This is a genomic window from Nocardiopsis protaetiae (genome assembly GCF_045446735.1).
GTDB lineage: Bacteria > Actinomycetota > Actinomycetes > Streptosporangiales > Streptosporangiaceae > Nocardiopsis > Nocardiopsis protaetiae.
The window spans coordinates 15443-27451 of record NZ_JBJJBV010000060.1; the positions used below are offsets into that span (position 1 = coordinate 15443).

9 protein-coding genes are annotated in these 12009 nt (G+C 72.7%); 6 read left to right on the top strand and 3 right to left on the bottom strand.

What is annotated here, in order from left to right:
* Positions 1–53 precede the first annotated feature (53 nt).
* Positions 54–2216, top strand: coding sequence for an acyltransferase family protein (locus ACJOT3_RS11985; RefSeq protein WP_406971931.1), 2163 nt, complete (start codon positions 54–56; stop codon positions 2214–2216).
* A 60-nt stretch (positions 2217–2276) separates the two neighbouring features.
* Here the strand turns inward: ACJOT3_RS11985 and ACJOT3_RS11990 are convergent, their stop codons facing one another.
* Complete coding sequence (locus ACJOT3_RS11990) at positions 2277–3473, bottom strand: DUF6716 putative glycosyltransferase (protein WP_406971933.1); 1197 nt, start codon at positions 3471–3473, stop codon at positions 2277–2279.
* A gap of 420 nt (positions 3474–3893) precedes the next feature.
* On the opposite strand from ACJOT3_RS11990, the gene ACJOT3_RS11995 reads away from it, so the two are divergent.
* Positions 3894–5222 (top strand): DUF418 domain-containing protein, encoded by a 1329-nt coding sequence (locus ACJOT3_RS11995; RefSeq protein ID WP_406971935.1) that lies wholly within the window; start codon positions 3894–3896, stop codon positions 5220–5222.
* Positions 5223–5281: 59 nt separating this feature from the next.
* On the opposite strand, the gene ACJOT3_RS12000 is transcribed toward ACJOT3_RS11995, so the two are convergent.
* Together ACJOT3_RS12000 and ACJOT3_RS12005 are read right to left on the bottom strand one after the other, a co-directional pair.
* Positions 5282–6046 (bottom strand): crotonase/enoyl-CoA hydratase family protein, encoded by a 765-nt coding sequence (locus ACJOT3_RS12000; protein ID WP_406971937.1) that lies wholly within the window; start codon positions 6044–6046, stop codon positions 5282–5284.
* Positions 6047–6055: 9 nt separating this feature from the next.
* The gene (locus ACJOT3_RS12005; protein ID WP_406971939.1) at positions 6056–6829 is read right to left on the bottom strand and encodes an SDR family NAD(P)-dependent oxidoreductase; all 774 of its coding nucleotides are present in this window, start codon (positions 6827–6829) and stop codon (positions 6056–6058) included.
* 533 nt (positions 6830–7362) lie between these two features.
* On the opposite strand from ACJOT3_RS12005, the gene ACJOT3_RS12010 reads away from it, so the two are divergent.
* From ACJOT3_RS12010 to ACJOT3_RS12025, 4 genes are all read left to right on the top strand, one after another.
* Positions 7363–8580, top strand: coding sequence for a cytidylyltransferase domain-containing protein (locus ACJOT3_RS12010; protein ID WP_406971941.1), 1218 nt, complete (start codon positions 7363–7365; stop codon positions 8578–8580).
* Positions 8577–9494: an N-acetylneuraminate synthase family protein gene (locus ACJOT3_RS12015; protein WP_406971943.1), complete on the top strand. Its 918-nt coding sequence runs from the start codon at positions 8577–8579 to the stop codon at positions 9492–9494. Before ACJOT3_RS12010 ends, ACJOT3_RS12015 begins: the two co-directional genes overlap by 4 nt.
* A 67-nt stretch (positions 9495–9561) precedes the next feature.
* Positions 9562–10539 carry a glycosyltransferase family 2 protein gene (locus ACJOT3_RS12020; protein WP_406971945.1) on the top strand — a complete coding sequence of 326 codons (978 nt, stop codon included), beginning with the start codon at positions 9562–9564 and terminating at the stop codon, positions 10537–10539.
* Positions 10540–10584: 45 nt separating this feature from the next.
* Entirely contained in the window at positions 10585–11919 is a 1335-nt protein-coding gene (locus ACJOT3_RS12025; protein WP_406971947.1) for a polysialyltransferase family glycosyltransferase, read from the top strand.
* Positions 11920–12009: the final 90 nt, after the last annotated feature.

A 12009-nucleotide genomic window follows, 5' to 3' on the forward strand; every position in this document is an offset into this window, starting at 1 on the left:
GGACCACGGGCGCCGCCCCCTGCCCCCACCTTCACCGAGCCCAAGGCACACCCTTGTCCTCTTCTGTCCAGAGTCCTGTCCCGAGCCCTGTGCTCAACACGCTGCGCACGCCCGTGTCCCGACGTCGCGACGACATCGAGGGGCTGCGGGCGGTCGCCGCCGTGCTCATCGCCGTCTACCACATCTGGTTCGGCACGGTCTCCGGCGGCGTCGACGTCTTCCTGCTGCTCACCGGCTTCCTCATCACGGGGTCGATGGTGCGGGCGCTGGAACGCGACGGGCGCATCCGCATCGGCGCGTTCTGGAGCCGGACCGCGCGGCGGCTCTTCCCCGCCGGGGCCGTGGTGCTCGGCGCGGTGCTGGCCGGGGCGTTCCTGTTCCTGCCGCGCTCGGCGTGGACCGCGGTCATCGCCGACGTGCAGGCCGCCGCGCTGTACCACGTGAACTGGCACCTGGCGCTGGGCTCGGTCGACTACATGGCGCGGGACTCGGCCTCCAGCCCCGTCCAGCACTTCTGGTCGCTGGGCGTGCAGGGGCAGTTCTACCTGCTGTGGCCGCTGCTGCTCACCCTCGCCGCCCTGGTCGCGGTGCGGCTGGGCGGCCGGGTGCGGGTGGCGGCGACGGGCACCGTCGCGGCGGTGTTCGCCCTGTCGTTCGGGTACTCGCTGTGGATCACCGCCACCGAGCCGACCTGGGCCTACTTCGACACCGGCGCGCGTCTGTGGGAACCCGCCCTGGGCGGCCTGCTCGCCCTGTTCCTGCCCCGGCTGTCCCGGCTGCGGCTGCCCCGCGTGCTGCGCCTGGTCGCGGGCTGGGTCGGTCTGCTGGCCCTGATCGCCTGCGGCGCCGTCATCGGCGATTCGCTCCCCTACCCCGGATACGCCTCGCTGTGGCCGGTGCTCGCCGCCGTCCTCGTCCTGGTCGCGGGCGCCGAGGGCGAACCCGGCCGGTGGTCCGCCAACCGGCTGCTGGGGCTGCCCCCGCTGGTGTGGCTGGGCAAGCACTCGTTCCCGCTGTTCCTGTGGCACTGGCCGGTGCTCGTCTTCTACCTGGAGGTCACCGACCGGGTGAAGCCGTCCATGACCGGCGGCCTCCTGGTCCTGGGCACGTCGTTCGCCGCCGCCCTGGCCACCTCCTGGATCCTCGAAGGCGGCATCGACCGGGTGCTGCGCGACCGGCGGGCGCCGTCGTGGTCGCTGGCCGCCGGCGTGCTGTTCGCCGTCCCGGTCCTGGTCGGCTCCCTGGCCTGGGGCGCGGGCATCGAACACGAGCGGGAGATGCGCGCCCGGCTCAGCCAGGACCCCACCGCGTACCCCGGCGCCGCCGTGCACCTGAGCCCGGAGCTGGCGGCGAACCTGCCGGCGCTGCCGGTGTATCCCGACACCACCACGGTCAAGCAGGAGACCATCGCGCAGACCAGCTCCTGCAACGTGACCATTCCGTCCACGGAGCTGATCGCCTGCGAGTTCGGCGACGTGGACTCGGAGTACACCCTGGTCCTCACCGGCAGCTCGCACGCCCGCCACTGGTTCCAGGCGCTGCGGCCCATCGCCGAGCACCACGGGTGGCGGCTGGTCATCATGACCAAGAACGCCTGCCAGTTCAGCGCCGAGGAGCAGGTGTTCGAGGGTGCGGTGTACGAGGAGTGCACCGCCTGGAACGCGGAGGTCTCCCGGGAGATCGAGGAGATGGCCCCGGACGCGGTGTTCGGGCTGGGCACGCTGACCCGGCAGGGCGACGGGTCGCTGGAGCACGTGCCCGACGGGTTCGTGCAGCGGTGGCGGTGGCTGGACGGGCTCGGCGTCGACGTGGTCGCGGTCCGGGACACGCCCCGGTTCTCGTTCGACGTGGCCGACTGCGTCGACCGCGGCGGCCACTGCGCCCAGGACCGGGCGTACACGATGGCGGAGTCCTCGCCGCTGGCGGCCGCCGCCGAGGCCGGCGAGCTGCCGGACAACGTGCGGACCGTGGACCTGACCGGGTACCTGTGCGGGGACACGGAGTGCCCGGGGGTGATCGGCAACCAGCTGGCGTACTACGACGACAACCACTTCTCGTTCGCGTTCTCGTCATCGCTGTCGGTGCTGCTGGAGCCACTGCTCCTGGAGGCCCTGCCGGACGCCCCGGTCGCGGAGGTGACCCTGGCCGACCACACCTCGACCCTCATCGGCGGCCTCGACGAGGCCGCCGCCGACCCGGCCCTCACCACCCACTGACGGCCCCGTCGGCAAGAACCGCCGGACGACCGGCCCGGCGGCCACGGCGGCCCCGGTGGGTCAGGGGGTGGGCCAGGGGGCGCGGGGGCCCTGGCGGAGCAGGGACGGGGCGGCGCCGAGGTCGGCCAGGACCCGGCGGCGGGCGCGGCGGTGGACGCCCGCGTCGAGCAGGGCCGGGAGGGGCGGCAGGTCGCCGCGGCGGGCGCGGTGGACCAGCGCCGCCAGGCGGCGGGTCCAGTCCTCGCGCCGCGGCGGGTGGAAGTGGTTCTCGTGCGCCCACGCCGGGGAGGGCACCCGGAAGCGCAGGGCGCGCAGGTCGTCCAGGGTCCCGAAGACGTCCCCGTCCTGGAACACCGTCGCCCCCGGGTCCTCGCCGCAGTCGCCCAGGATGATCACCGGGACGTCCAGGGCCAGGGCCTCCAGGGCCGCCGGGGAGCCGACGGTGGCCAGGCCGCGGGCCCGGTCCAGCTGGGCGGCGACCGGGCCGGGGCGGAAGAGCACGGTGTGGTCGTGGACCCGCCCGGCGGCGACCAGGCCGCGCCACAGCTCGGCGTAGTCGCCGCCCGGGGCGTCGGTCCGGCGCTCGCCCGGGCACACCACGACCTCCAGGTCGGGGCGGCTCTCGGCCAGGTTGGCCAGCGCCTCCAGGATGCGTTCGCGCTGCGGCGCGGTGGCCGGAACGTGGTCCTGGGCGGCGAAGACGACCCGGTGCGGGCGCCCGCCGCGGCGTTCGCGGGCCGTGGGCAGCGGCAGCCCCGCCAGGGCCACCTCCGTGCCCGCCCCGAGCTTCTCGCCCAGCTCGGCGAACGCGGTGACCTCCCGCAGGCTGTGCAGGACCAGCAGGTCGGCGCGGGCCCGGTGCAGCCACTCGTGCTCCCCCGCGGGCAGGGCGGGCCCGGGCAGGGTGGTGACGACCACGGGCCGGCGCCGCCCCGTCGGCAGGATGTCGGCCAGGGCGTCGGTGACCCGGGCGGTGCAGTTGAGCATGACGACGTCGGGCACCCGGCGGCGGACCAGCCGGCGCAGCTCGGGCAGGGTCAGCACGGGGACACGGCGGTCCGCCAGCCCGCTGTCGGCGACGGCCCGGCGCAGCTGAGCGGGTGCGGGGGTGATCGGTGACCGCACGACGGCGAGGCCGACGGTGTGACCGCGGCCGGGCAGGGCGTCGAACATGGCCGCGGACAGGCGGACGTAGGGTTCGGAGTCCGCCACGGCCACGACCGTCAGGTCCATGCCGCCGAGCTCGGGGTCGGTCACGTCGGTCCTCCTGGGTGGGTCCGCGCGGCCCCGGGAACGCCGACGGGACCGCGGTGGGTTCGGGATACGCCGACAGACTACACACCCAAAGTATTGGCCCGGATACCCTTCGCAGTAATGACTGTTCGCCGGGGTGGTCATCATCCCCCCTGGAGAAATCGGGCCGTCCGATCGAACCGTCGCGGTCACCGTCCGCGTTGATCGCTGTGCAAACGGACGAACGACGCACGGGGGATGTGCATGGCCGCAGTCGAGGGAGTGGGGACCGTCGGGGAGGACCGGTCGCCGGATCCGGTACCGCCCGGGCCGGGGGCGGAGGCGCCGGGAGCGCCAGGGGCACCGGAGTCACCGGGGGCGCCGGTGCCCGGGGCGGGGACCCCGGGGACCGGGAGCAGGGCACCGCGTGAACGCCTGCTCGGGGTGGACGCGGCGCGGGGCGTGGCCCTGCTCGGGGTCTTCATCGCGCACATGGGGGTGCCGCTGACGCTGCTGCTGACCGGGGCGTCCGACATCAACGCCGTCTGGGACGAGAGCACGACGGGCCCCGGAATGCTCGTCGTGGAACTGGTCGGGGGCGCGGTGAGCGGCCGTTCGGCGGCGCTGTTCGCGTTCCTGGCCGGGGTGTCCCTGGTGCTGCTGGCCGGGCGCACCCGGCCCGGGACCCGGGTGGAGCGCAACCGGGTCCGGGTGCGGCTGGCGGTGCGGGCGCTGCTGCTCATCGCCATCGGCTACGGCCTGGCGACGCTGGGCTCGCTGGCGGTGATCCTGCACTTCTACGGGGTGTTCTTCCTGCTGGCGATCCCCGTGCTGTGGCTGCGCACCCGCCACCTGGCGGCGCTGGCGGTGGCGATGGCGCTGATCGGCCCGCAGGCGACGCTGGCCGCCCAGGAGCTGCCCGTGGTGATGGGCTGGTCGGACGGCTTCACCGAGGAGTGGACGCCCGAGGAGAAGGCGGAGTGGGAGGCCACCTGGGGCGACCCCGAGTGGGTGGAGGAGAAGGAGGAGTACTGGGCCTCCCTGGAGGCGAGCGGCAAGGACCCCTTCGCCGAGGAGGGCGAGTCCGTCGAGGACATGCCGCTGTTCTCCTTCGAGATGGTGGAGACCCCGCTGGACCTGCTGGTGTTCGGCCTGTACCCGGCGACGGTGTTCCTCGCCTACGTGCTGGCCGGGATGGTGGCCGCCCGCACCGGGCTGCGCTCGCGGAAGGTGCGCTGGTGGCTGGTGGGCGGCGGGGCCGGGCTGGCCGTGCTGGGCTACGGGACGTCCTGGGTGCTGTCGGTGCCGCTGGCCCCGTTCCTGCCCGGTGACGAGTACATGGCGTGGCGCACGGCGCTGGAGTCCTACTCCCACAGCAACTCCACCTTCGAGGTGGTGGGCAACACCGGGGTGGCGATGGCCGTGCTCGGCCTGTGCCTGCTGCTGGCCGGAACGTGGCCGATGCGGGTCCTGCTCTACCCGGTGGCGGCGATGGGCGCGATGACCCTCACCCTGTACACCGCGCACGGGGTCCTGCTGTGGGCGGTGCACGGCGGGCTCCTGCCCGGGTGGGCCGGCTGGGTGGAGACCTACACGGTGGAGCTCGTGGTGGTCTTCTCGCTGGTGTTCGCCACGGTGTGGCGGCTCACCCTGGGCGCCGGGCCGATGGAGCGGCCGGTCACCGCGGTCTCGCGGGCGCTCGCCCGGTGGACCGTGCGCGACCGGGCCGCCGCGCCCCCGGAGGACGCGAAAGCGGCCGGGCCCGCGGCCTGACACGACGGAGGCCGCCCCCGGCCGGGGGCGGCCTCCTCGGCACTGTGCCGGCGGCCGGGCTACTCGCCCTTCCACACCGGGGCGCGCTTCTCGGCGAAGGCCGCCGCGCCCTCCATGGCGTCCTGGCTGACGAAGACCGGGCCCGCCAGCTCGTTCTGCCTCTCCCACATCTCCGCGCTGGACCAGTCGTCCGACTCGGTGATGATCTGCTTGGAGACCCGCACCGCGAGCGGACCGTTGGCGGCGACCCGCGCGGCCAGCTCCCTGGCCCCCTCCAGGGCACCGCCCTGGGCGGTGACCCGGTTGACCAGGCCCAGCTCGGCCAGGCGCGGGGCGTCCACGAAGTCGCCGGTCAGGGCGAACTCCATGGCCAGGTTGCGCGGGATGCGGTGTTGGAGGCGCAGCAGGCCGCCCGCGCCGGCGACCAGGCCGCGCTTGGCCTCGGGGATGCCGAACTTCGCGTTCTCCGCCGCCACGACCAGGTCGCAGGCGAGCACCGCCTCGAACCCGCCGGCCAGGGCGTAGCCCTCGACCGCGGCGATCAGCGGCTTCTTGGGCGGGGCCTCGGCGAAGCCGCCGAACCCGCGGCCCTCGACCAGCGGGACCTCGCCCTTCATGAAGGCCTTCAGGTCCATCCCGGCGCAGAAGGTGCCGCCCGCGCCGGTGATGATGCCCACCGTCAGGTCCTTGCGCGAGTCGAGGTCGTCGAGCGCCTCGGCGATCCCGCGCGCGACCGCGGCGTTGACCGCGTTCTTGGCCTGGGGCCGGTTGATGGTGATGACGGCGACGCCGTCCTCGGCCGTGTAGAGAACCTCGTCGGACACGGTGTCCCCTTACTTCGGCGGCATGCGGAGGGCGCCGTCGATGCGGACGACCTCACCGTTGATGTAGCTGACTTCGAGCAGGGTGCGGGCCAGCTTGGCGAACTCGGCGGCGGTGCCCAGGCGCTTGGGGAAGGGCACCGGGGCGGCCAGGCGCGCCTTGAACTGCTCGGACGCCTCGCCCTCGCCGTAGATGGGGGTCTCCAGGATGCCGGGGGCGATCGTGTTGACCGTGATGCCGGCGGCCGCGAGGTCGCGGGCCGCGGGCAGGGTCATGCCGATGACGCCGCCCTTGGAGGAGGAGTAGGCGATCTGGCCGATCTGGCCCTCGATGCCGGCCAGGGAGGCGGTGTTGACGATGGAGCCGCGCTCGCCGTCCTCGTTGACCGGCTCGGTCTTGGCGATCTCGGCCGCGGACAGCCGCAGCACGTTGAAGGTGCCGATGAGGTTGACCTGGATGACCTTCTGGTAGCTGGCCAGGTCGTGCGGGTTGCCGAACTTGTCGACGGTGCGGGTGGCCCAGCCGATGCCCGCGCAGGACACCGCGACCCGGAAGGGGGCGCCGGTGTCGACGGCGGCCTGGACGGCGGCCTTGACCTGCTCTTCGTCGGAGACGTCGGTGGAGACGAAGACGCCGCCGATCTCCTTGGCGATGGCCTCGCCGCGTTCGGCGTTGAGGTCGGCGATGACGACGGTGGCACCGGCGGAGGCGAGTTCCCTGGCGGTGGCCTCACCGAGGCCACTCGCGCCGCCCGAGACGAGGGCGGAGATTCCGTTGAGATCCATGGGCCGCACTCTACAGAGGATGTGACCCACGCACTAGAACCGGGTTCGGTCAATCGCGCCGAGCCCTCCCCCGGGCCCTCCCGAGCCCTTCCCGCCCCCCCTTCCGCACCCGGCCACACGGGGCCCGCACACGCGCAGTGGCGCATGTCACATCAAGAAAATGTCCGACGGCGGCGACCCTTACGCGGGGCCGAAAGCCGCCGAATATAACGGATCAGCCTACCCCGTAAACCGGTGAAGCCTTGAAGGAGTGTTACTAGACGCCCGGCGTCGGCAGAACCCCCGACGAAACATCCCCGCAGTTCCGCGGTAAACCCGGAAAGCCCTCGGACGCCACCGGCGCCGTCCGACGAAACCCCTTGCCAGAGCAGCGTAGCCGAACGTAGGCGAATGGTCACCGAACCGCCGGGGCGGGCCCGTGCGATAAATAAGAAGCGCCCATCGGACCGAATGGCATAATCGGCCCTGGAACCCGGTACCCCCTCGTCTCCCCCGTTCCATCCCTCATCGACCCCTGGAGTTGTGTTTTGCGTGTGACCGCGATCATTCCTGCGCGGGGCGGTTCCAAGGGAATTCCCCTCAAGAACATCGAGCCCGTCGGCGGCATCCCCCTGATCACACGCGCCGTCCGCTCCTGCCTCACCACCCCCCACATCACCGACACCGTCGTGTCCACCGACCACCCCGCCATCGCGGCCGCCGCCCGCGCCGCCGGAGCCCGCGTCCTGGACCGCCCCACCGACCTGGGCGGCGACACCGTCTCCTCCGAAGCCGTCCTCCTCCAGGCCCTGGACACCCTGGAGACGGCCGGGGAACTCCCCGACGTCACCGTGTTCGTGCAGTGCACCAGCCCCTTCATCGACCCCGCCGACCTCGACGCCGCCATCACCCGCGTCACCACCGGCGAGGCCGACAGCGTCTTCTCCGCCGTCCCCACCCACGCCTTCCTGTGGGCCCGCCGCCCCGAGGGCGCCCGCGGCGTCAACCACTCCCACACCCACCGGCCCCGCCGCCAGGACCGCGAACCCCACTACCGCGAGACCGGCGCGTTCTACGTCGTGGACACCGCCGGGTTCCGCACCCACGCCCACCGGTTCTTCGGCCGCATCGAACTGCGCGAGGTCCCCGACCTGCACGCCTTCGAGATCGACACCCCCGACGACCTGCGCCTGGCCCGCGCCCTGGCCCCCATCGCCGCACCCGAGACCGCACCCCTGGACATCGACGCCCTGGTCACCGACTTCGACGGCGTCCACACCGACGACACCGTCACCGTCACCCAGGACGGCACCGAATCCGTCACCGTCAACCGCTCCGACGGCATGGGCGTGCGCCTGCTGCGCGAGGCGGGCGTGCGGGTGCACATCCTGTCCACCGAGGTGAACCCGGTCGTGCGCGCCCGGGCGGACAAACTCGGGGTCACCGTCCTGCACGGCCTCTCCGACAAGCGGGCCGCCCTGGCCGCCTGGCTGTCCGACGAGGGCCTGGACCCCTCGCGCGTCGCCTACCTCGGCAACGACGTCAACGACCTGGGGTGCATGGCCCTGGTCGGCTGGCCCGTCGCCGTCCCCGACGCGCACCCCGACGTGCTCGCCGCCGCACGGCTCGTCCTCACCCGCCCCGGCGGATCCGGCGCCGTGCGCGAGCTGTGCGAGCACGCCCTGAACTTCCGTGCGCAGCGCACGGACACGCACTCCCCCACAGACCCGCACTTTCCCACGGACGACATGAACGAGAAGGACGCCACATGAGCAACGGCACCGCGCTGGCCCCCGCCCACCTGCGGGCGGAGATCCCCGGCCTGAGCATCGGCCGCCACCTGGTCGGGCCGGGTCACCCGGTGTACGTCATCGGCGAGATCGGCATCAACCACAACGGCGACCTCGACATCGCCAAGCAGCTGATCGACGTCGCCGCCGAGGCCGGCTGCCAGGCCGTCAAGTTCCAGAAGCGCACCCCCGAGATCTGCGTCCCCCTCGACCAGCGGGACAAGATCCGGCAGACGCCCTGGGGCGAGATGACCTACATGGAGTACAAGCACCGCGTCGAGTTCGGCGAGGCCGAGTACACCGAGATCGCCAAGTACTGCGACTCCGTGGGCCTGGACTGGTTCGCCTCCCCGTGGGACGTGCCGTCCGTGGAGTTCCTGGAGAAGTTCGACGTCCCGGTGCACAAGGTGGCCTCCGCCTCCATCACCGACCACGAGCTGCTGCGCGCCCTGGCCGCCACCGGCAAGCCGATCCTGCTGTCCACGGGCATGTCGACGCTGGACGAGATCGACGCCGCGGTCACCATCCTGGGCGCCCGCAACCTCGTCATCATGCACTCCACCTCCACCTACCCGATGCCGCCGGAGGAGGGCAACCTCCGCACCATCGAGACCCTGCGCGACCGCTACCGCGTCCCCGTCGCCTACTCCGGCCACGAGCGCGGCCTCCAGATCTCCGTCGCCGCGGCCGCCCTGGGCGCCGTCGCCATCGAGCGCCACATCACCCTGGACCGCACCATGTGGGGCTCCGACCACGCCGCCTCCCTGGAGCCCACCGGATTGCGCAACCTCGTCCGCGACATCCGCGTCGTCGAACAGGCCCTGGGCGACGGCGTCAAGAAGGTCTTCCCCGGCGAGGAGGAGCCCCGCAAGCGCCTGCGCCGCTCCACCGTCTGATCCCGCCCATCCCCCACCGAACACGCGCCCGGGGACCCGTACGGGTCCCCGGGCCGAGGAGTACCCCGTGACCGCCCTGTCGGTGATCATCCCCGCCAAGGACGTGGCGCCCTACATCGGCGACACCCTCGCGAGCCTGGTACGCAACGACCGCCCCGACTTCGAGTACATCGTCATCGACGACGGCTCCACCGACACCACCCCCGACATCGTCGACGACTTCCGCAAACGCCTGCCCAACCTGCGCATGCTCCGCAACCCGGCACCCACCGGGCTGTCCTCCGTGCGCAACCAGGGTGTCGCGGACTCCAGCGGCCGCTACGTCACCTATCTGGACGGCGACGACTGGTTCGCCCCCGGCTACCTGCCGACGGTCGTGGAGGCCGCCGACCGCCTGGGGGTCGACTTCGCCAAGACCGACCACGTCCAGGTGAACGGGCGCCAGCGGTCCGTCCACCTCGTTCCCGAGGGCCGGGTGAACCGGGCCCTGGACCCCCGGGAGGGAATCCTCCCCGCGACCACCGCCAGCATGGTGAACTACCCGTTCACCTCGGCGGGCATCTACCACCGGCGCCTCGTCGAGGCCGGACTGATGCGCTTCGACCCGGCCCTGCACACCTGCGAGGACCAGCCCTGGGCCTGGCGCCTGCACCTGCGCGCCGAGTCCTATGCCCGCATCCCCGTCCTGGGCCTGTTCTACCGGCGCGGGCTGGCCGGCTCCCTCACCCAGATCGGCGACAGCCGCCAGCTCCACTTCCTCGACGCCTTCCGCACCGTCCTGGACGACGTCCTGGCCGACCGCGAGGCCGAGCGCTTCCTGCCCAAGGCGGTCCGCACCTTCTGCGCCATCCTGCTCAACCAGGCCGAGAAGGGCGACCGGCTCTCCCCGCAGGACCGCAAGGAGATGTTCTCCCGCGGCCGCGAACTGCTGACCTCCCTGCCCGCCCAGCACATCGTGGACGCCACGATCCGCGAGATGGGCGGCAAGCGCGAGCGCAGGCTCCGCAAGATCCTGGCCGGGTCCTCCCGCCCCCTGGCCGTGTGACCGCACGGCCCGGAACCACGACCACGACCTGCCGGGGGTAGACCCATGACCCAGATCTTCGTCATCACCAAGTTCTTCGGTGCCCTGCACCTGGCCGCCGCGATCGACGCCGGGGTGTTCGACGGCCACCGCCGCATCCTGCTGACCGCCGACTGCGCCGACAACCCGGAGATCGCACCGCGCCTGGACGAGACGCCCGGCTTCGACGCCGTGCGCACCCGGTTCGACGCGGTCGTCTCCTACAACGAGCTCATCCACCCGTACCACCCGGCCCGCTGGCAGGCCCACGACGCCGACCAGGCCCTCATCCGCCGTCTGCTGGGCGAGCACCTGGGCCTGGACCGGGAGCCGCCCGAGCTGATCGTGGAGTCGATCCATTCGCACCCCGCCCGGAGCCTGACCCGGCTCTTCGACGACGCCCGCGTCACCGTCTACTCCGACGGCCTCATGTCCTACAGCCCCACCCGGACGACCCTGCCCCGGCAGCTGTCCACCCGCATCGAGCGCCTCGTCCACATGGAGCTGGTCCCGGGCGTGGAGCCGCTGGTGCTGAGCGAACACGACGTCGAATCCGTCCTCGTGCCCTCGGAGGCGTTCCGCCGGGTCGTCGCCGAGGTGGCGGCCACGGCCGACATCGACCCCCCGGGCGAGGGTCCCTCCGCGCTCTTCGTCGGCCAGTACCTCTCCGCGATCGACCTGCTCGCCGAGGAGGAGGAGACGGAGATGTCCGTGCGCACTGTCACCGCCTGCGCCCGGGCCGGGTACCGGTCGATCGCCTACAAGCCGCACCCCGCCCACTCCCCCGCCATGACCAGGACCGTACGGGAGGCCGCCGAGGCCGCGGGGGTGCGGCTGCGCCTGCTGGAGGGCGTCCTGCCGGTGGAGGCCTGGTTCGAGCGCGCCGCGCCCGACCTGGTCGTGGGGTGCTTCTCCACCTCGCTCAGCACCGCGGACAAGATCTACGGGATCCCCGTGGCCACCATGGGGACCGAGCTCATGCTGGAGCGGCTCACCCCGTACGAGAACAGCAACCGCATACCGGTGACCATCGCCGACGTCACCATGCCCCGGCTGCTCGACTCCGGTGAGATCCAGGCCCCGGCCATCGCCCCCGAGCGCTACGCCGAGGACCTCACTCCCCTGGTCCGCGCCATCGGCTACTGCATGCAGGCCGCCGCCTACCCGCACCTGCGGGAGGAGACCGCCGCATACCTGCGCGAGTACGAGGGCGACCTGCTGCGCCACTTCAAGCGCAAGCGGATCGCCGCCCTGGGCCTGACCGCGCCCGGGGTGCGCCCCATCGGTCACTCCCTGGACGTCAGCGTGCCGCGCAAGTTGGCGCGCAGGGCGCGCAGCCTCCTGCGGGCCCGGCCCAGCTGACGCACGGCCGTCGGGGGGAGCGACAGCCGCATCAGCGAGCGCGTGCGCCTGCGCTGCTGTTCGGGACCGGACAGCAGCGACTCGCGCCGC